The 18,650-nt window shown below is 38.4% G+C and carries 21 protein-coding genes; 6 read left to right on the top strand and 15 right to left on the bottom strand.

What is annotated here, in order from left to right; translation table 11 throughout:
• Positions 1-41 precede the first annotated feature (41 nt).
• Both rnhA and argG read right to left on the bottom strand, forming a co-directional pair.
• The gene (gene rnhA, locus ICJ55_RS06350; RefSeq protein WP_188156043.1) at positions 42-503 is read right to left on the bottom strand and encodes a ribonuclease HI; all 462 of its coding nucleotides are present in this window, start codon (positions 501-503) and stop codon (positions 42-44) included.
• A 91-nt stretch (positions 504-594) separates the two neighbouring features.
• The gene (gene argG, locus ICJ55_RS06345) at positions 595-1,926 is read right to left on the bottom strand and encodes an argininosuccinate synthase (RefSeq protein ID WP_188156042.1); all 1,332 of its coding nucleotides are present in this window, start codon (positions 1,924-1,926) and stop codon (positions 595-597) included.
• A 178-nt stretch (positions 1,927-2,104) separates the two neighbouring features.
• Between argG and ICJ55_RS06340 the strand changes: the two genes are divergently transcribed.
• On the top strand, positions 2,105-2,620 hold the full coding sequence (locus tag ICJ55_RS06340) for a M23 family metallopeptidase (RefSeq protein WP_176810146.1): 516 nt from the start codon (positions 2,105-2,107) through the stop codon (positions 2,618-2,620).
• 44 nt (positions 2,621-2,664) lie between these two features.
• Here ICJ55_RS06340 and ICJ55_RS06335 read toward each other — a convergent pair whose 3' ends face one another.
• From ICJ55_RS06335 to ICJ55_RS06320, 4 genes are all read right to left on the bottom strand, one after another.
• Positions 2,665-3,264, bottom strand: coding sequence for a L,D-transpeptidase family protein (locus tag ICJ55_RS06335; protein WP_244141758.1), 600 nt, complete (start codon positions 3,262-3,264; stop codon positions 2,665-2,667).
• Between the two features lie 11 nt (positions 3,265-3,275).
• Positions 3,276-3,863, bottom strand: a complete 588-nt coding sequence (locus ICJ55_RS06330) for a DUF1287 domain-containing protein (RefSeq protein ID WP_188156041.1) — start codon at positions 3,861-3,863, stop codon at positions 3,276-3,278.
• Between the two features lie 70 nt (positions 3,864-3,933).
• Positions 3,934-4,926: a glycosyltransferase family 4 protein gene (locus ICJ55_RS06325; RefSeq protein ID WP_244141757.1), complete on the bottom strand. Its 993-nt coding sequence runs from the start codon at positions 4,924-4,926 to the stop codon at positions 3,934-3,936.
• Positions 4,927-4,960: 34 nt separating this feature from the next.
• The gene (locus tag ICJ55_RS06320) at positions 4,961-5,722 is read right to left on the bottom strand and encodes a glycosyltransferase family 2 protein (protein WP_188156039.1); all 762 of its coding nucleotides are present in this window, start codon (positions 5,720-5,722) and stop codon (positions 4,961-4,963) included.
• 114 nt (positions 5,723-5,836) lie between these two features.
• On the opposite strand from ICJ55_RS06320, the gene yhbY reads away from it, so the two are divergent.
• From yhbY to nagK, 3 genes are all read left to right on the top strand, one after another.
• Entirely contained in the window at positions 5,837-6,151 is a 315-nt protein-coding gene (yhbY, locus tag ICJ55_RS06315; protein ID WP_188156038.1) for a ribosome assembly RNA-binding protein YhbY, read from the top strand.
• Between the two features lie 65 nt (positions 6,152-6,216).
• On the top strand, positions 6,217-6,948 hold the full coding sequence (locus ICJ55_RS06310; RefSeq protein ID WP_188156037.1) for a phosphatase PAP2 family protein: 732 nt from the start codon (positions 6,217-6,219) through the stop codon (positions 6,946-6,948).
• 2 nt (positions 6,949-6,950) lie between these two features.
• Entirely contained in the window at positions 6,951-7,868 is a 918-nt protein-coding gene (gene nagK, locus ICJ55_RS06305; protein ID WP_188156036.1) for an N-acetylglucosamine kinase, read from the top strand.
• An 88-nt stretch (positions 7,869-7,956) separates the two neighbouring features.
• Here the strand turns inward: nagK and ICJ55_RS06300 are convergent, their stop codons facing one another.
• Both ICJ55_RS06300 and ICJ55_RS06295 read right to left on the bottom strand, forming a co-directional pair.
• Positions 7,957-9,906 carry an LTA synthase family protein gene (locus tag ICJ55_RS06300; RefSeq protein WP_188156035.1) on the bottom strand — a complete coding sequence of 650 codons (1,950 nt, stop codon included), beginning with the start codon at positions 9,904-9,906 and terminating at the stop codon, positions 7,957-7,959.
• 30 nt (positions 9,907-9,936) lie between these two features.
• Positions 9,937-10,725 carry an MOSC domain-containing protein gene (locus ICJ55_RS06295; RefSeq protein WP_188156034.1) on the bottom strand — a complete coding sequence of 263 codons (789 nt, stop codon included), beginning with the start codon at positions 10,723-10,725 and terminating at the stop codon, positions 9,937-9,939.
• A 125-nt stretch (positions 10,726-10,850) separates the two neighbouring features.
• Here ICJ55_RS06295 and xseB point away from each other — a divergent pair, with 125 nt between their 5' ends.
• Together xseB and ispA are read left to right on the top strand one after the other, a co-directional pair.
• Positions 10,851-11,081, top strand: coding sequence for an exodeoxyribonuclease VII small subunit (gene xseB, locus ICJ55_RS06290; protein WP_188156033.1), 231 nt, complete (start codon positions 10,851-10,853; stop codon positions 11,079-11,081).
• Between the two features lie 16 nt (positions 11,082-11,097).
• Positions 11,098-11,991 carry a (2E,6E)-farnesyl diphosphate synthase gene (gene ispA, locus ICJ55_RS06285; protein WP_188156032.1) on the top strand — a complete coding sequence of 298 codons (894 nt, stop codon included), beginning with the start codon at positions 11,098-11,100 and terminating at the stop codon, positions 11,989-11,991.
• A 33-nt stretch (positions 11,992-12,024) separates the two neighbouring features.
• On the opposite strand, the gene ICJ55_RS06280 is transcribed toward ispA, so the two are convergent.
• From ICJ55_RS06280 to ICJ55_RS06250, 7 genes are all read right to left on the bottom strand, one after another.
• Positions 12,025-12,825, bottom strand: a complete 801-nt coding sequence (locus tag ICJ55_RS06280; RefSeq protein ID WP_188156031.1) for a class II glutamine amidotransferase — start codon at positions 12,823-12,825, stop codon at positions 12,025-12,027.
• 135 nt (positions 12,826-12,960) lie between these two features.
• Complete coding sequence (gene znuB, locus ICJ55_RS06275; protein ID WP_188156030.1) at positions 12,961-13,746, bottom strand: zinc ABC transporter permease subunit ZnuB; 786 nt, start codon at positions 13,744-13,746, stop codon at positions 12,961-12,963.
• A 58-nt stretch (positions 13,747-13,804) separates the two neighbouring features.
• Positions 13,805-15,142, bottom strand: coding sequence for a replication-associated recombination protein A (locus ICJ55_RS06270; RefSeq protein ID WP_188156029.1), 1,338 nt, complete (start codon positions 15,140-15,142; stop codon positions 13,805-13,807).
• A gap of 8 nt (positions 15,143-15,150) precedes the next feature.
• Positions 15,151-15,639, bottom strand: coding sequence for a rod shape-determining protein MreD (gene mreD / locus ICJ55_RS06265; RefSeq protein WP_188156028.1), 489 nt, complete (start codon positions 15,637-15,639; stop codon positions 15,151-15,153).
• Positions 15,639-16,694 carry a rod shape-determining protein MreC gene (gene mreC / locus ICJ55_RS06260; RefSeq protein WP_188156027.1) on the bottom strand — a complete coding sequence of 352 codons (1,056 nt, stop codon included), beginning with the start codon at positions 16,692-16,694 and terminating at the stop codon, positions 15,639-15,641. Before mreC ends, mreD begins: the two co-directional genes overlap by 1 nt.
• Positions 16,695-16,796: 102 nt before the next feature.
• Positions 16,797-17,849: a rod shape-determining protein gene (locus tag ICJ55_RS06255; RefSeq protein ID WP_188156026.1), complete on the bottom strand. Its 1,053-nt coding sequence runs from the start codon at positions 17,847-17,849 to the stop codon at positions 16,797-16,799.
• Positions 17,850-17,960: 111 nt separating this feature from the next.
• Complete coding sequence (locus ICJ55_RS06250; protein WP_188156025.1) at positions 17,961-18,590, bottom strand: LysE/ArgO family amino acid transporter; 630 nt, start codon at positions 18,588-18,590, stop codon at positions 17,961-17,963.
• Between the last annotated feature and the right edge of the window lie 60 nt (positions 18,591-18,650).

The raw sequence follows: 18,650 nt of genomic DNA, 5'->3' as shown, positions 1-18,650 counted from the left end.
GAGCGAGCGTAGCGAGTAAATATAACCGCTTGTAAAAATACTTATTCTACAACATAGCCGACATCATCTAAAGTCGGATTGTTTGCCCCATTTTTTGCCAGCCCATCACAAATTTCATTTTCACGATGACCTGAATGCCCTTTCACCCACACCCATTCAATTTGGTGGCGTTGAATTTCTTTATCTAACGCAATCCATAAATCTTTATTTTTAACGGGTTTCTTATCACTGGTTTTCCAGTCGTTTTTCTTCCAGTTAAAAATCCATTTCTGAATGCCATTTTTCATATATTGGCTATCACTGTTAAGTTGCACCTTACAGGGCTCTTTTAGCATTGATAAGGCTTCGATCACCGCTCGCAATTCCATTCGGTTATTGGTGGTTTGAAAATAACCTTTGCTGACAGCTTTCTCGTGCCCATTATAGCGAAGCAGAATGCCAATTCCCCCTTTGCCGGGGTTCCCCAAACACGAGCCATCTGTAAAAATTTCAACTAATTTCATCACATTCACTTTACAAACAAAAGCCCCAAAGCATTAACTTTGGGGCAGCTTTTGTTAAATTCTAAAAGTTATCAGAATTTGGATCAACTTATTATTTTTTGCCTAGCTGCGGAATTACACTATTATTTGCAGCTAATAAGCCTGCATCGGTGTAAACCGCTAATTTACCGCGAGTGTCTACAATGTCTAAGTTACGCATTGTTAATTGACCGATACGATCCGCCGGTGTAAACGGTGCATCTTCCACTTTTTCCATACTTAAACGTTCTGCTTCGTAGGTTAAGTTTGGTGATTCTGTGTTTAGAATGGTGAAGTCGTTACCACGGCGTAGCTCTAAGGTTACTGTACCTGTAATCGCTTTCGCTACCCAACGTTGAGCCGTTTCACGCAACATTAGTGCTTGCGGATCGAACCAACGACCTTGATACAATAAACGCCCTAAGCGTAAACCGTTGATGCGGTATTGTTCAATCGTATCTTCGTTGTGAATACCGGTTACTAAACGCTCGTAAGCGATGTGTAATAACGCCATTCCCGGTGCTTCGTAAATACCACGAGATTTCGCTTCGATGATACGGTTTTCGATTTGGTCTGACATACCCAAACCGTGGCGACCACCAATGCGGTTCGCTTCCATAATTAATTCCACTGCATCATCAATACGTTTGCCGTTTAATGCAACAGGCACACCTTCCTCAAAAGTTACAGAAACGGTTTCCGGCTTGATTTCAACCGTTTCGTCCCAGAACGCTACGCCCATAATCGGTTTTACGATCTTCATTCCGGTGCTTAATTCTTCTAAGTCTTTCGCCTCGTGGGTTGCACCAAGCATATTTGAGTCGGTTGAGTAGGCTTTTTCCACTGACATTTTGTAATCAAAGCCGTTTTCGATTAAGAATTTTGACATCTCTAAACGACCGCCAAGCTCATCAATGAAAAGTTGATCTAACCACGGTTTATAGATTTTTAATTTTGGGTTAGTTAATAAGCCATAGCGGTAGAAACGCTCAATATCATTACCTTTAAAAGTTGAACCATCACCCCAGATGTTTACATCATCTTCTTTCATTGCGGCTACAAGCATTGTACCGGTTACCGCTCGACCTAAAGGTGTAGTATTGAAATAAGGAATACCGCCTGTTGAAATATGGAAAGCCCCACATTGAATTGCCGCAATCCCTTCGTGAGCTAATTGCTGACGGCAGTCAATTAAACGGGCATTTTCCGCACCATATTCCATTGCTTTCTTCGGAATTGCGTTGTAATCATCTTCATCCGGCTGACCTAAATTTGCGGTGTAAGCATAAGGCACTGCCCCTTTTTTACGCATCCATAAAAGTGCTGCTGAGGTATCTAAACCGCCTGAAAATGCGATACCGACTTTCTGACCTAAAGGTAAAGCTTCTAAAATTGTTGCTGACATACGAATTCCTATAAATTTTGAAAGTAAAAAATAATTAAACGCAAACGCTTGCGTATGCATTCAAGGGAAATATTCTAGCTGAAAAGCGTTAAAAATTCATCTAAAATTTACACATCAGATTTGCACATTTTCCGTAAAATATAACCGCTTGTCATATTAAGTTCTTTAGGAGATAGATATGTTAAAAAAATGCCTAATAGGGATTGTTATACTGTTGATTACTTTGATCGGTATTGAGCAATTTAAAGTACCTTATCTCTATGATTATCTGCGTTGGATACCGACATTAAAACAAGGCATTCCAACTAAACAAAGTTTGCCAAATCCTATTGCAGGGCAACGCTTTATTGACAGTTGGCACAGCCCAAGAAGTGGTGGACGTAAGCACGAAGGCGTAGATATTTTTGCACCGAGAGGAACACCTATTCGTAGCACTACGAGCGGGGTTGTAGTGCGAATTGGCACAAACAGACTAGGAGGTAAAGTAGTTTCGGTTATGACAGGTAGAACCGTACACTACTACGCCCATTTAGAAGATTATGGCAATATTTCCCGCCACCGATGGATTGAGCAAGGAGAAATCATTGGCACAGTAGGCGACAGTGGTAATGCTAGAGGCACGCCGCCACACTTGCATTATGGTATTTATACACCAAGCGGAGCAATAAATCCGTATCCGTTGATTAGACAGTGATTTGCAAACTTTCAAGGAAAAATGACCGCTTGTAGCTAAAAATATCAAGGCTTAATTTCAATTTCAGCCCGATGTATAACTGATGAAAACAGCTCATCAATTTCCTCATTTGTTACGGCAATGCAACCGTGTGTCCAATCTTTCAGTAAGTGGTTACGTCCGATATCGCCAAATCCATTGTGTAAACCGTGAATTTTAATTAATCCGCCCGCTGATTTCCCTTGAGCCTCTGCGAATGCCTTGTCTTGGCTATTAGGATAAGAAATACCCAGATTTTTATGATAGTTGCTGTTTTTGTTTCGTTCGTTGATAGTATAAATCCCTTCTGGGGTTTTGCCATCGCCTTCAAATTGTTTATGCCCTATTGGATTAAAACCTAAAGAAATTGGATAAATTTTAATAAGTTTATCCCCATTATAAGCAAACATTTGACGTTGTCCTTTGAGTACCACCAAACGAGTAATTTCAATTCCTTCTGGTAAAGATTCAAAATTTTTTACCATTGGTGCAGCCTCAATCTCACCTTCAAGTAATTGTTTTGGTATCATTCGACTTATCTCTTTATTTTGCATTGAGAAAAAGGCTACCGCTGTAGCGATAGTTACTCCGCTAGTAAACAGCATTATCTTTATTAATTTACTCATTTTTTCTCTCACTATTTGAATTTCATATTTTCAGGCAATCGATAATGCCCCACGATTTTATATTTAAACAATACATCCTCTTCCTGCGTACCCCGTCCAATATTATGGATGATTAAAGGTGTACCGTCTGAAGATTTTTTATCGGACACAATACCGATATGAGGTAAATTTTTCGGCAATCGCCAAGTGACAATATCGCCCGCTTGGAAAGTGGAAAGATCGGTTAAAGAGAGCGTTTGTCCGTGGCGACTAAAAAAGGTTTCTAAATTTGGCACACGACGGTGATCGATATTCGGATCTGTTGTCTTCAGCCCCCAAAGTTTCGGGTATTTTGCCCAAGCAGATTTCATATCTTTATTGACCGCTTGCTGTAAATCGAGCCCTTGCTGACGATAAGCCCTAATCACCACATCGGTACAAACACCTGTTGTCTCCGGCACATCTCCCATTGGGAAATCGATTTTTCGATATTTGGGATCGTAGCTCAGTGTAACGCCAATCTGTTTCCTAGCATTCTCTACTAAGGTTATATTATCAGCAAAAGTTGAACTAGAAATTAATAAGAAAAAAGCATATAAAATAGTTAATTGATTTTGCATTATGAGTCCGAGAGGATAGCTGTAAGGAATCTTACCCTATCGACCATTTAATTTTTGCTTTGTTCAATTATCAATGATTTTTCAAAACTTGCCGATAAATCGCTTCATATTCTCTCGCCATTCTCTGTGCGGAAAAATCTTTTTTTACCAGATAAGCGGTAATATTTTGGCGTAATTCTGCAAAACAGGTAGGTTCGGCAAGTAGACGATCTAAAATAGCCTGATACTGCTCAATTTGATTTGGGCTTACTAAGAAGCCTGTTTTCTTTTGTTCAATGATCTCAGGAATACCACCTGTTGCGTGAGCAATACTTGGGACTTGGTATTGATAACCTTCTAAAATTACCATACCCAAACCTTCCGAATGAGATGGAACAATCAGTAAATCCACATTTTTTAACACACTACCGATGTATGGTGTAAAAGGAATAAAGTAGATATTATTGAATCCTTTTGATTGAATTTTTAGCTCATTTTCTAACTCGCCTGCACCTACCAAGTAAAAGTATACATCAGGATTTTGTTTGGCAAGCTCAATCGTTAGTGGGAAATTTTTTACAGTTTGGAAATTACCAATATGGGCAATTTTAAGTGAATGCAGTGGGTTGGCAAAAAATTGTTGTTCAAATTCTTTGTTTTCTTGTAATGGCTTTAAACAGCCGTAAACTGTCTGAGCATTTGGGTTTAATTTTGCCAAATTTTGCGTTATAGATTGGCTCACACCAACCAGCATATCCGCATTTTCATAGGCTTTTTGTGAAGATTTACGTTTAAACGCAAAATTAACTTGGCGAGTAATCACGCTTATAGTTTTAAAAAAACGTTTAAAGATTCCGGCAAAATGAGCCCCTCGACCATCTAAAGCATGAACAATCAGATTTTTCTCTGATAAAGCGAGCTTAATGGCACTCCAAAGACTGATAACTTTTACTTCCGGTAAATTTTTTTGGATACAAGCGGTAAGTTTTCCTGATTTTTTTCCTAAAAAATAACACTGATATCCCTCTAAATTCTTGATTAGTTGCTCGGTATAAAACTCACCGCCACCGAATCCCTTTGCCATATTGATAAATAAAACCGCCTGTTTTTGCGACATATTATTTCCCCTGTCCTCTCGCCCACAGATCTGCGTATTTATTAAAGACTGATTGTGCCGAAAGTACTGCCAGCAGCAAACCTTGTTTACCGTCTAAAAACCCTTTTTTCAGAAGATACATTTTCACAAAACTGCTTAACGCGTGGCTAAATGCACTAAAGAGGGACACTTTTTTCCCTTGTTTGACTCGTTGTGTTGCCCATTCTGAGCCATAATGTGCTGATTTAGTCAGATAGTGGGTAATATTTTTATAAGTAAAATGCAATAAATTACCTTGTAATTTTTCAACTTTGGTTGCTGAATCAAAGACGACCTTTTCGTGAACAAGAGAATCATTGTAACGAGCTAACTTTGTCGGATATAACCTCACCACATAATCCGGATACCAGCCTGAATGACGAATTTGCTTGCCAAACACTTCACTTAATCGGCTGATTTTATAAACGGTATTTTTTTCATCATTTTTAACCGCTTGTAAAATTGATTGCTTCAGTTCTTCGGTTACTCGTTCATCTGCATCAAGCCAAAGTACATAATCACTTGTTACATACTGTTGAGCAAGCTGGCGTTGTTTACCGAAACCTTGCCAATCTGTATTGGTATAGAATTTGGCGTGATACGCCGCAGCGATTTGTGGTGTTTCATCTGTGCTACCGCTATCTAAAATGACGATTTCATCAACCCAGCCTTTTACCGTTTCTAAACAGGCTGCTAAATCTTGAGCTTCATTTTTTACAATCATTGCAACACTTAATGTTGGCATAATCTATCCTTCTCTCTTATTTCTGCAATTCATTCATTTTACTTTAAAAATGAGCGTTTTTGTGCTATTTTCTACGCCGAATTTTATTTTACAAACAAATAAATGGATACAAAAATGTCAATTAAATTAACAACCAAACAAAAGCAATATTTGAAAGGTTTAGCACACCATTTAAGCCCTGTTGTAATGCTAGGCGGTAACGGCTTAACTGAAGGTGTTTTAGCGGAAATCGACAATGCATTAGACCACCACGAGTTGATTAAAGTAAAAGTGGCGGGTGCAGATCGTGAAACGAAGCAACTGATCATTGATGCTATTGTGCGTGAAACAAAGTCTGCGGAAGTACAAACTATTGGGCATATTTTGGTGCTTTACCGCCAAAGTGAAGAGAAAAAAATCACGTTGCCGAAAGCCACTAAAGCTATCTAAATTTGCAAAATTTTTCACAAATATAACCGCTTGTATTTTTCAAGCGGTTTTTTAACAGAATATCTATGTTTAAAAAATTCTTTCTTTATACTCTGGCAATGTTGCTAATCCCTGTTGTTACTTGGCTGACAAACTGGCAGTGGTCTTTGGCTATGCACTACCCTGAATATGGTTTGGATTACTTTTTATTTTTAATCACCGAAACAGGATCTTTGCCTTATGCTATCGCAACTTGTGTGATTTTTATCTTATTATTAGCTTGGGTAGTAAGAAAGCGTTATTCGTTATTTTTTGTGATGACCGTTTGTCTTGTTTCAATGTTGGCAACTCAAGCTATTAAAACCGTGATGAAATCAACCTTCCAAGAGCCCAGACCTTTTGTCTCTGCCCTGTTTAAAGATAAATCTGTTGATTTCTACAAATTAACACGTGAACAAAGAGGCTTAGCGGTTAGTGAAAAAATCGGTACACAGCAAAATTTTGTAACAGCCCACCAAGCGAAAGAAGTTGGCTATTCGTTCCCGTCCGGTCATACAATCTTTGCAGTTTCTTGGCTACTTTTAGTAGTCGGCTTCTGCCTTAATATGCGTGGACAAGCGGTTGTTTTTGCCCATATTTTTGCAATTGTTTGGGCAGCGTTAACATTAATTAGTCGTTTAAGATTAGGTATGCACTACCCGATTGATTTATTTGTTAGTAGCTTACTCGCATTTGCAACAAACTTGGCACTCTTTGTATGGTTTGTGCCTTGGCTGCAAAACAAAAACCCATTTAATTTATTTCATAAGAGAACATAATTATGGCGATTTATTACGGCTTAGATGTTGGCGGTACAAAAATTGAACTTTCCGCTTTCAATGAAAAATTAGAAAAACTGCACAGTGAACGTGTGCCAACCCCACAAACTCATTACGAAGATTGGCTCAATACTATTGAGAACTTAGTCAATAATGCTGACGTGAAATTTGGCGAAAAAGGTTCTGTCGGCTTAGGTTTACCCGGCTTTGTAAACCGTGAAACAGGGATTGCGGAAATTACCAATATTCGTGTTGCAGATGGTAAAACAATTATTAAAGATTTGAGCGAGCGTTTAGGGCGTGAAGTACGTGCAGAAAACGATGCGAACTGTTTCGCTCTTTCCGAAGCTTGGGACGAAAGTAATCAATCTTTTTCAACTGTACTTGGCTTAATTATCGGTACAGGTTTTGGTGGCGGAATTGTTTTTGATGGAAAAGTCCATTCAGGCAGAATTGGTATGGCTGGCGAAGTTGGGCATATGCAGTTAAATTATCACGCGTTAAAATTATTGGGTTGGGATCAAACGCCAATTTATGAATGTGGTTGTGGTAATCAGGCTTGCTTAGATACTTATATTTCCGGTCGTGGTTTTGAATTACTCTTTAACGATTTAGTTGGCGAGAAAATATCGGCTAAAGAGATTATAGAGCGTTTCTACAATAACGAGCAGAAAGTTGTGGAATTTGTTGAGAAGTATATTGAGTTAATGGCAATTAGCATTGGTAATCTTATTACCGTTTTAGATCCGGATATGATTGTATTTGGTGGCGGTTTATCTAACTTCGACTATATTTATGAAGCTTTGCCAAAAGCCCTGCCGAAACATTTAATGCGATCAGCTAAAGTGCCTGTTATTAAAAAAGCCATTCACGGCGATTCAGGTGGCACACGTGGTGCAGCTGCACTATTTTTAAAATAATCTGGTTTTAAAATAATCTACTCTTTTGAGAGAGGGCAAGCGGTCATTTTTGATAAAAATATTGCAACCCTCTCTCTTTTAATTTGCTCTACTGCTTACTTTCCGGCGGTAATTTATACAACTGATTTTTATATAAATAACTACCAAGTAATGCGTGAGCCAATGCTTCTTTCTTAAAAGCCTCAGGTTGTTCTTTAGGCATTAGGTTAAACGTTGCTTTATCATACACAAATCCTTCAATCGGTAAGTTTGGTCGCATTACAACCACATCATTACCTTTCATCATCGCTTGTGTTGCATCATATTGCATAAAAGCTCGGTTTGGATCAATATCTTGCGTTAAATCATAGCCAATCATTGGATATTGTCCACTTATCCCCGCCACAGAAAGTAATGTGGTTGGCATATCTAACTGGCTAACTAAACGATGATCCAATCTTGGTTCAATATTTTCACCCAGTAATAACGCCGGTATATGGAAATGTTGAATTGGCACTAAATGCTCACCAACAGCTCGTGAATCGTGATCTGCAATCACTAAGAACACCGTATCTTTCCAATAATCTGATTTTTTCGCTAACTCAAAAAAATGCCCGATAGCATAATCGGCGTATTTTGCTGCATTGTTACGAGTTTGTTTTGGTTGCTCGTATAATTCAATTTTACCGTCCGGAAACTCAAAAGGATCGTGATTACTTGAGCTAAATACCAAGCTAAAGAATGGTTTTTCTTCTTTATAGAGCTGAGTAAAGGTTTCATTTGCCTTATCAAAAAGATCTTCATCACTCACGCCCCAAGTTGCCGTAAATTTAGGGTTTTTATAATCTTTTTCGTCAATAATTTGTTGGAAGCCATTACCATAGAAGAAACTAGCCATATTATCAAAATGCTTTTCCCCACCATAAATAAAAGAAGTATGGTAGCCTTGACGCTTTAATAATTCCGCAATACTGAAAAAGTTATTTTGGCTTTTCGTCAGTTTTACCACCGCTCTTGCTGGTGTTGGGGTAAAACCGGTTGTTACTGCCTCAATGCCCCTTACTGAGCGAGTACCTGTAGCGTAAAGATTGGTAAAATACCACCCTTGTTCTGAAAGTTTGTCTAAATTTGGCGTAAGATTTTTACCGCCTAATGAGCCAACAAACTGAGCCCCTAAGCTTTCCTCTAAAACAATTACAATATTTTTAGGTTTACCTTGATAAGTGGCTTTATTTTCAGTCAAGGTTGGAATTTCATCTAGTATATAATCAGAATTTGGACGATTTCGAACCTGTTTAACAATACTTAGCATTTCTTCAACAGACATTTTGCCATATTGCTCCGAAGATTTATCTTCATCTTTCAATTGTTGTACTGCATAAAGTACAGAATAGCCTGAGTTTAACACCAGTGAATTTACAAGAGGATCACTTGAGAATGCAACCATTGCCGGGTTTATACCTCGATGAGCAAAACTAGAACGTCCACCAACAAACACTGTAACAGCCACTAACAGAGCCAATAATGGACGCATTTTCCAACTCGGCAAACGTAAATTTTTTGTTGCCCAGCCTGATAATTTCCAATAAATCATTAATGAGATAATGAATACAACAACACCGCAAATAACAGCCCATAAATGACCATTAATCAACATTGTAAACACTTCTTTTGGGTGAACTAAATACTCAATGAAAAGGCGATTAGGGCGGAGATCAAAGGTTTCAATAAAATTTGGTGTTGCCACTTCCATAAAAAGAATAAAGACACTACCTGCGGTTAGCCAAATTCTTAAAATAATCCGCCAAATTGAGCCGAGTGCATTTTTATGAAAGAAAAATACACTCAATAATGCAGGTAAACCAAACAGCCAACATAATGCGGATACATCAATACGAATGCCTTGTAACATTAATGGTATCCAGCCATCAACAGCTGATATTCGATCAGCCTGCCAAATACCTAAAGCTAGACGGGATAATGTTAGAATAAATAGATTAATCCCAACAAATAGCAGGATCGGGAATAGCACAGTTCTTGATTGACTGCGTTCGTACATTTGAATCTCCTTTTTAAAAATTAAAAATAATTATGATTGAATAGTGATGGTGTCGCCCACTTTTATTATTCCACTATTTTGTGGCACAAGATGAATGCCAAAAATCGGTTTTCCTTTATCATTTGTATGCTTTTGTTTCAACGTTCGGAAAGGCTCTGCTTGAGGGTCTAATTCTAACGTAGATAAATTGCGAGTAATTAGTACACATCGAGTACAAAGGGCGGACTTGCGAAATAAGACTTCACCAATTTGAATTTGTTCCCAATTCTCTTCTTCAAAAGCAATATTGCCGTCAATCACAATATTTGGACGAAAACGAGCCATTTCGATTGGAATTGGCGACCATTCTTGCACTTGCTCAAGGGATTTGAGCGACATCAAAGTAACAGGATGACTATCTGCAAAACTCAATGGATTATCTGCAAAGTTTTCAACCTTACGTTGGCTTTGACTACCCAACCAACGAAGTTGCACTTCTCTTCCTAAAATTTCGCTTAGCCATTGATTAACACGCTTGTCTGCCACTTTAGAATAAAAATTCGTTCCCCATACTTCACTTGATTGCTCCTCAATGAAATCTTGGTAAAGTGCAACACATTTTTGACCGCTTGTATGGCTAATCACAAGCCCTGTTGCAATCGGAAAAGCCGTTAGGCGGTATAGTTCTACATCTTTACGGGCAGTAATAAATTTACCGTCAGATTCCGTTATCATAAATTCACGATCAAAATTTAACCCCTTAGGTTCTACAAAAGCTTGAGAAACTTGGGTTGATTGCGTGGATTTTATCGGGTAAATATTCAGTTCTGTTACTTGCATAGAAAATCCTCTGTTTAGAAAGTTGAGATACCATACTACAAGCGGTCGAAAAGTAAAAGGAATTTGCAAATCCCTTATGAGAACGGTAAACTTGCAAGACTTCAACGCTCTATAGGTCAAATAAAATGGCAAAAAAACCAACTCAAGATTTCGAAACTACTCTCAAAGAATTAGAAGCAATTGTTACCCATTTAGAAGCAGGCGATTTACCGCTTGAAGATGCCCTTAATGAATTTGAAGCAGCAATTAAACTGGTACAGCAAGGGCAAGAACGCTTACAAAAAGCAGAGCAACGAATTCAAATTCTATTAAATAAAAATGATACCGCAGAACTTAGCGACTATACAAAAGAATAATACAAAGAGTAATAAAATGAGCTATTCCTTAGCAACCGACCTCACCACTCAACAAAAACGGATTAACGATTTTCTAGCAGAAAAATTAAATCATTACGAAGCCTTTCATTCCCCATTAATTAACGCAATGGAATATGCGGTTTTATTAGGCGGAAAGCGTGTTCGCCCGTTTTTAATTTATGCCACAGGTAGAATGCTTGGCGTGCCGCTTGAAAAATTAGATCATAGTGCAGCGGCAATGGAATCTATCCACGCTTATTCATTGGTTCACGATGATTTACCTGCAATGGATGATGATAAATTGCGTCGAGGCAAGCCAACCTGTCATATCGCCTTTGATGAAGCAACCGCCACTCTAGCCGGTGATGCGTTACAAAGTTTTGCGTTTGAGTTGCTCGTAACCGATCCCCATATTTCTGATAAAGAAAAAGTGGCACAAGTAAGAGAACTAACCTCTGCTGCGGGTGCAAAAGGAATGTGTTTAGGGCAAAGTTTAGATTTGATTGCGGAAAATAAATCGGTCAATTTAGAAGAATTAGAATTAATTCATCGTAACAAAACAGGGGCGTTAATTCTTTCCTCTGTGATGATGGGCTTTAACCTTTCCGACTATTCGCAAAATTTAGCGATAAAACAACCGCTTGTAAATTATGCAAAAGCCATTGGCTTAGCTTTTCAAGTGCAAGACGATATTTTAGATGTGATTGGCGAAACGGATAAAATTGGTAAAACGGTGGGTTCTGATGAAAATTTAAATAAAAGCACTTATCCTAAATTACTAGGGCTAGATGGAGCAAAGCAAAAAGCCGAAACACTTTACCAAACCGCTCTCTCCTCTCTTGAACAACTGCCTTTTGATACCACTGCATTAAAAGAATTAGCTGATTTTATTGTTAAACGTGAAAACTAAGAAAAAACCTAGCAGATGCTAGGTTTTTAGATATTAAACGTGAGGTTTAGCTTCTGGTAGCGTTCCTTCAATTTCATAAAGCACATCGCCATCTTTAAAAAAAACGTAACCACCATTTTTCATTTTTATCCAATTTTCATTTTTTGTCAGTGGCTGAGTTGTGATGATCGTTACCTTGTCGGTAATTTGGGTATATTGGCTGAAATCAATTGAAACATCATCATCACGCAATGCTTTACCAAAAGGGGCTTTGCGACATACATAGTGAAGATTGGTAGTGCATCGAGCAATCATAAAATGCCCATTCGATAAAATAAAATTAAATACACCTTGTTCCGCAATTCTTTCTGTTACCTTCAACACTGCATCAAAAATCTCTTTTTCGCTTGGTTTTGCCGGATACATCTCTTTTAATTCCGATACAATTCGGCAAAATGCGGCTTCGGAGTCTGTTGTACCAATCGGTTGGTAATGACACTCTTCACAAACCCCAACCCCCTCTACTGTACCATTATGGGCGAAAACCCAGTTCTCGCCCCATAATTCACGAATAAAAGGGTGGGTGTTTTCCAAATTCACATCACCACGCGTAGCTTTGCGGATATGAGCAATCACATTTAACGATTTAATTTGATACTGACTGATAGATTCCGCCATTGGCGATGAAGCTCCTGGTCGGTTATCACGAAAAACCCGCACACCTTTGCCTTCAAAGAAGGCGATTCCAAAGCCATCTGTGTGGTGATCGGTTAATCCCCCACGCCGCCGAAAGCCATCAAAAGAAAAGGTAATATCCGTTGGCGTATTACAATTCATTCCGAGTAATTGACACATAATTTAATTCTTTAATTCTCAATAAGTTACTACAAAACTAATAATTATATTTAAGCAGATTAATAGAAAATTTCAATGCTATTTCCGTAAAAACCTTATGCCTTATTTTTATAATTTATATCTTTTTTATGCTATTTAATTGTATTCTTTTTTAAATAGCGAAATTAAAAAGAGTATTCCGGCACAAATCACTACAGATGGACCTGCCGGAGTATCCTTCCACCCTGATAGTAACAGCCCGCCCGTTACTGCAATGATGCTAAATAAAATAGCAGTAAAGACCATTTTTTCAGGTGTTTTTGCAAAACGCCTTGCTGTGGCAGACGGAATAATGAGTAGTGAGGTAATAATTAATGCCCCCACAAATTTCATACTTAATGCAATGGTTAATGCGGTTAAAATCATCAGTAATAAACGTAGACGAGCGACATTTAAGCCTTCAACTTGGGCGAGTTCCGGGCTAATTGTGATAGATAATAGACGTTTCCAGAATATCATCAGCACCGATAAGATCAGAGTTGCACCTGCCCCGATAAAAATCACATCAGAAAAACTAATTGCCAGTAAATCACCAAACAAGTAAGACATTAAATCTACTCTTACGTTATCCAGCAAGCTAATGGTAATCACACCGAGAGAAAGGCTGGTATGGGCTATAATACCTAAAACAGTATCAACCGAATAATTGGTTTTCTGCTCAAGCCAAACCAACAATATAGCTAAGGTAATTGTCATTGCAATGACGGCAATATAGGGATCAATTTGCAGAAAAATACCAAGAGCAACCCCTAATAATGCAGAATGGGAAAGCGTATCGCCAAAATACGCCATTTTCCGCCAAACAACAAAAGCACCAAGCGGTGCAGTGATAAAGGCTAAACAAACACCTGCAAGCCACGCAGGCAATAAAATATCAAACATATCTCTTCCAAATAACCACAAGCGGTCGTTTTTTCATCACATTTCGCAAATTTAGGAATTATTTATACCGCTTGATCTCGCTTAATTCATCTTGTGTTTTCAGCCAAGCCATTTTTTCTTTAATCTGCTTTTCCATTCCTCGTTCTGAAGGAAAATAGAATTGCGTCTCTTGAAGTTCAGGTGGAAAATAATTTTCCCCTGCGGCGTAAGCATTCGGCTCATTATGAGCATAACGATACTCTTCACCATAACCAAGTGATTTCATTAAATTAGTCGGAGCATTGCGTAAATGTTCCGGTACATCATAATCTTTTGCTTCTTTCGCTAAGCGTTTAGCTTCATTGAAGGCTTGATAAACCGCATTACTTTTAGGAGCAACCGCAAGATAAATAATCGCTTGGGCAATAGCCCTTTCTCCTTCATAAGCTCCAACTCTGGTAAAGCAATCCCACGCTGCTATAGCAATTTGCATTGCTCTCGGATCTGCATTGCCTATATCTTCTGAAGCAATTGCAAGTAATCGCCTTGCCACATAAAGCGGATCGCCACCTGCGGTTAAAATACGAGCGTACCAATATAATGCCCCATCTGGCGATGAACCACGAATAGATTTATGGAGGGCTGAGATTAGATCGTAATAACGATCGCCCCCTTTATCAAAACGAGCTTGTCGCTCACCCAATACTTCAGTAAGTAATGCCTTGTTTAACACTTTACCTTGAGAGGTACTTTCTGCCATATCTGCCATTAACTCTAGGCAATTTAAGGCAAAACGAGCATCACCATTTACATAATCGGCAAGTAATGTCAGTACATCATCTTCAAGCAGTAATTTTTCATTGCCTAGCCCACGCTCTACATCTGCCACCGCCATTTGCAAAATTTTCAAAATTTCGACCGCTTGTAGTGGCTTTAAGATATAAATTCTGGCTCGGGAAAGTAACGCATTATTAAGCTCAAACGAAGGGTTCTCCGTTGTTGCTCCAATAAAGATGATCGTGCCGTCTTCAATATGCGGTAAAAATGCATCTTGCTGACTTTTGTTGAATCGATGAACCTCATCAACAAAGAGTAATGTTCGTCTGCCTGTTTGTCGATTTAATTTTGCTCGTTCAATTGCTTCTCTGATCTCTTTTACACCGCTGGTTACCGCTGAAATACGTTCCACTTCAGCATCAAAATGATGGGCAATAATTTCAGCTAATGTCGTTTTCCCTGTTCCCGGAGGACCCCAGAAAATCATAGAATGACTATGTCCTGCTTCAATCGCTCTACGCAGTGGTTTACCTTCGCCGATCAGATGAGATTGACCCACATATTCAGCTAAATTTTGAGGACGCATTCTTGCTGCAAGCGGTCGAAAATCTTCTGCAAAATCAAAAGACAAACTACTCATATCTTTCCCTAACGTAAGCGAAGTTGGCGGCGAATATGACGCATCAGTAGGAAAATCCAAGGCCAGAGTACACCGCTAATGACTGCCCCTAATATTTCTTGTGAGTTAAATTCAGCACTATGCAAAATGAATTCAACCACAAAAATAGCGAAACGGAGCAGTACGATATATGCCATTACCAATAAACTTTGCAGCCAAAGTGATAAATTACGTAAAATAAGGTGGTACTTCGCCACAAAATAGATGGCAATAGACAATATTAATGCGTGAATGCCTAAAATCGAACCTAAGATCAGATCCCACACAATACCTGCTAAAAAAGCTGTACCGACGCTGATTTTATCAGGCAGTGCTAATGCCCAGTAGATCAGCACCAATACAACCCACGTTGGGCGTAAGCCTTGAAATCCAACAGGCCAAGGCATAATTTCCAACACAAAAGCAATCACAAAAATCGCAAGAATAACTAGGATCTGAAAAATCGGGTTTGTTCTCATTATTCAGCTCCTTGTTCTATATGATGACCTTCATCGTCTTCCGGATCAGATTGTAATGCCGGGTTTTCGTTTATGTCTTCTGCCTCCACTTGCTCTTCTTTGACATCCAACTGAACTTCTGTTTTCTTATTTGACATCTGTTTTAATCGTTCAAACGGGTTAACACTATTTCGCCTTTCTTCCACAACTTCACGCACTTGTTCAGGCGATAAACTTCGGCTGTAATTTTTCTCTTCCGCTGTAGGCCAAAGTAATAATAGATAACGTAAACGATCAAATGAAGCTAATGGTCTGGCAACAATTCTAGCGAATTGGCTTTTTGTATCATTTTCGACAGTTTCGACAATTGCAACAGGATAGCCTTCCGGAAAACGTCCACCTAAACCAGAAGTAACTAATACATCACCTTTTACTACATCAATAGAGCGAGGTAAATTATCAACAATTAATTCATTATTTAACCCTGTACCATTCACAATACCACGAACATCATTACGCAATACTTGTACCGGAGTGGCGTGGGTAATATCGGTTAAAAGTAAAATGCGGCTCGATTTTTCACCTACGGAAATAATTTGCCCTACAACACCTCTTTCATCAATTACCGGCTGCCCTACAAAAGCACCATCTAAACGACCTTGATTAATAATAACTTGCTGGCGGTAAGCGTCCATCTCAGCTGCCAAAACCTCGCCAATCTTTTTATATTCATCTTGACGGAGTGGCGAACTTAATAACAATCTTAAGCGTTGATTTTCTACCCTTAATTGATCAAGGAGTAGTAAGTCTGCACTTTTTTCTCTTAATTGCTCTTTTAGTAAATTATTTTCCAACTGTAATTTATTGTTATCAATAAAATTGCCACTCACACCATCTAAGATTGAGCGAGGCGTATTTGCAAAGTAATATAATCCACTCACTGCTGTTTCTAATATATTACGAGCTTGGATCATCAACGAGCTTCGTCCATCAGAAATAATCAGGATAATAGATAATATCACTGCAATAATCAGACGCATTCCTAGCGAAGGAGCTTTAGCAAAAATTGGTTTCATTAGAAAATATAATGTGAAATTTATTGGGAATATATAACGAAAATTGACAATAGATCATATCCATTGCCAACTTTCAATTTAATGCCTAATTACAAAAGATGATTATTCATCAGAGCTAAATACATCACCACCGTGCATATCAATCATTTCTAGTGCTTTACCACCACCACGAGCTACACAAGTAAGCGGATCTTCTGCAACCACTACCGGAACACCGGTAGAATCACATAACAAGCGATCTAAATTATGCAATAATGCACCACCACCTGTTAATACCATTCCACGCTCAAAAATATCTGCTGCTAATTCCGGTGGACATTGTTCTAATACGGATTTAACAGCTTCCACAATACCATTTAACGGTTGTTCAATAGCTTCTAAAACGTGCTTTGAATTTAGCTCAAAAGTACGTGGTGCACCTTCTGCTAAATTATGACCGTGTACTTCCATTGTTTTAATATCATCGTCAGATTCAATTTTAGCTGTTGCAATTTCTTGCTTAATGCGTTCAGCAGTCGCTTCACCAATAGCTGAGCCAAAATGACGGCGAACGTAGGCAATAATGGCTTCATCTAATTTATCGCCACCAATACGAACAGAGGTTGAATACACAATACCATTTAAAGAAAGTACAGCAACTTCGGTAGTACCACCACCGATATCAATTACCATTGAGCCCATTGCTTCGTGTACCGGTAAGCCAGCACCAATTGCAGCTGCCATCGGCTCTTCAATTAAATATACTTCTCTAGCACCTGCACCGATAGCAGATTCTTTAATTGCACGACGTTCTACTTGGGTAGCCCCTGCCGGTACACACACTAATACACGCGGACTTGGACGCATAAAGTTGTTGCTGTGCACTTGTTTGATAAAGTGTTGTAACATTTTTTCTGTTACAAAGAAGTCTGCAATAACACCATCTTTCATCGGACGGATTGCCATAATGCTTTTTGGTGTACGACCTAGCATTAATTTTGCGTGTGAACCTACCGCAGCAATACTTTTTAGCGATCCCATACGATCTTGTCTAACCGCAACTACCGATGGCTCATCTAAAACAATGCCTTGTCCTTTCACATAAACTAATGTATTGGCTGTTCCGAGATCGATAGAAAGATCATTTGAGAATAATCCTAAAAATTTTTTAAACATATAAAGAATCCGTCAAATAAATTATTAAATAAAATTAGGCACTATATAGTGCAAACATTACTGTTAATATATCAAAAAATGGGGGTATTCAGCAATGAAAAATTTAGGCTGTTAAAAAATTTGCTTTATAAGTTGATAAGCATAAATGAGTAAGCTAAAAGCGATGAAATACATAATCAAGCCCGTAATTGCATCTAAAATTTGCCAAGTTCTACGCTTGGCAAAATAAGGGGAAAGCAAACCAGCTCCATAACCTACACCAAAGAACCAGATGAATGAACAGACCAACGCACCGGCTAAAAACAGCATCTTTCCGTCAAAATCTAATTTCCCGCCAATACTGCCCACAATTACAACAGTATCAATATAAACGTGAGGATTTAAAAATGTAATCGCAAAAGTAACCATTAAGGCTTTTTTAAGACTTGAGGCATTCTCTCCGCTTGCAATAAGAGAATCTCCGCTTTTAAATACGCTAATAAATGAACGGCTACCATAAGTAAAGAGAAAAATTGCCCCTAAGAGCGAAATAATTAAGCTGAGAATAGGTAATTCCGAAATAAGCGTACCTAATCCTAATACACCAATCGTCATTAAAAATACATCGCCTAAAAAACAGATAAGGGCAATCCAAAAAACGTGCTGTTTTAAGATACCTTGCTTTAATAAAAAGGCATTTTGTGCACCAATAGACACAATTAAACCAAAACAAACAACAAAGCCTTGAATAAAAATAGCCATTTTTTCTCCGAAATTGTTTACAAGCGGTCGATTATACAGAAAGTTTTGCAAAAATTGGGT

The sequence above is a fragment of the Mannheimia bovis genome (assembly GCF_014541205.1).
Taxonomy (GTDB): Bacteria; Pseudomonadota; Gammaproteobacteria; order Enterobacterales; family Pasteurellaceae; genus Mannheimia; species Mannheimia bovis.
The sequence above is the reverse complement of the archived record's forward strand: the minus strand, read 5'-3'. Positions and strand labels throughout refer to the sequence as shown.

Bases quoted from the DNA above. Each gene is read 5' to 3' on its own strand.
- rnhA (WP_188156043.1), bottom strand. From the start codon at position 503: ATGAAATTAGTTGAAATTTTTACAGATGGCTCGTGTTTGGGGAACCCC.
- argG (WP_188156042.1), bottom strand. From the start codon at position 1,926: ATGTCAGCAACAATTTTAGAAGCTTTACCTTTAGGTCAGAAAGTCGGT.
- ICJ55_RS06340 (WP_176810146.1), top strand. From the start codon at position 2,105: ATGTTAAAAAAATGCCTAATAGGGATTGTTATACTGTTGATTACTTTG.
- ICJ55_RS06335 (WP_244141758.1), bottom strand. From the start codon at position 3,264: ATGAGTAAATTAATAAAGATAATGCTGTTTACTAGCGGAGTAACTATC.
- ICJ55_RS06330 (WP_188156041.1), bottom strand. From the start codon at position 3,863: ATGCAAAATCAATTAACTATTTTATATGCTTTTTTCTTATTAATTTCT.
- ICJ55_RS06325 (WP_244141757.1), bottom strand. From the start codon at position 4,926: ATGGCAAAGGGATTCGGTGGCGGTGAGTTTTATACCGAGCAACTAATC.
- ICJ55_RS06320 (WP_188156039.1), bottom strand. From the start codon at position 5,722: ATGCCAACATTAAGTGTTGCAATGATTGTAAAAAATGAAGCTCAAGAT.
- yhbY (WP_188156038.1), top strand. From the start codon at position 5,837: ATGTCAATTAAATTAACAACCAAACAAAAGCAATATTTGAAAGGTTTA.
- ICJ55_RS06310 (WP_188156037.1), top strand. From the start codon at position 6,217: ATGTTTAAAAAATTCTTTCTTTATACTCTGGCAATGTTGCTAATCCCT.
- nagK (WP_188156036.1), top strand. From the start codon at position 6,951: ATGGCGATTTATTACGGCTTAGATGTTGGCGGTACAAAAATTGAACTT.
- ICJ55_RS06300 (WP_188156035.1), bottom strand. From the start codon at position 9,906: ATGTACGAACGCAGTCAATCAAGAACTGTGCTATTCCCGATCCTGCTA.
- ICJ55_RS06295 (WP_188156034.1), bottom strand. From the start codon at position 10,725: ATGCAAGTAACAGAACTGAATATTTACCCGATAAAATCCACGCAATCA.
- xseB (WP_188156033.1), top strand. From the start codon at position 10,851: ATGGCAAAAAAACCAACTCAAGATTTCGAAACTACTCTCAAAGAATTA.
- ispA (WP_188156032.1), top strand. From the start codon at position 11,098: ATGAGCTATTCCTTAGCAACCGACCTCACCACTCAACAAAAACGGATT.
- ICJ55_RS06280 (WP_188156031.1), bottom strand. From the start codon at position 12,825: ATGTGTCAATTACTCGGAATGAATTGTAATACGCCAACGGATATTACC.
- znuB (WP_188156030.1), bottom strand. From the start codon at position 13,746: ATGTTTGATATTTTATTGCCTGCGTGGCTTGCAGGTGTTTGTTTAGCC.
- ICJ55_RS06270 (WP_188156029.1), bottom strand. From the start codon at position 15,142: ATGAGTAGTTTGTCTTTTGATTTTGCAGAAGATTTTCGACCGCTTGCA.
- mreD (WP_188156028.1), bottom strand. From the start codon at position 15,639: ATGAGAACAAACCCGATTTTTCAGATCCTAGTTATTCTTGCGATTTTT.
- mreC (WP_188156027.1), bottom strand. From the start codon at position 16,694: ATGAAACCAATTTTTGCTAAAGCTCCTTCGCTAGGAATGCGTCTGATT.
- ICJ55_RS06255 (WP_188156026.1), bottom strand. From the start codon at position 17,849: ATGTTTAAAAAATTTTTAGGATTATTCTCAAATGATCTTTCTATCGAT.
- ICJ55_RS06250 (WP_188156025.1), bottom strand. From the start codon at position 18,590: ATGGCTATTTTTATTCAAGGCTTTGTTGTTTGTTTTGGTTTAATTGTG.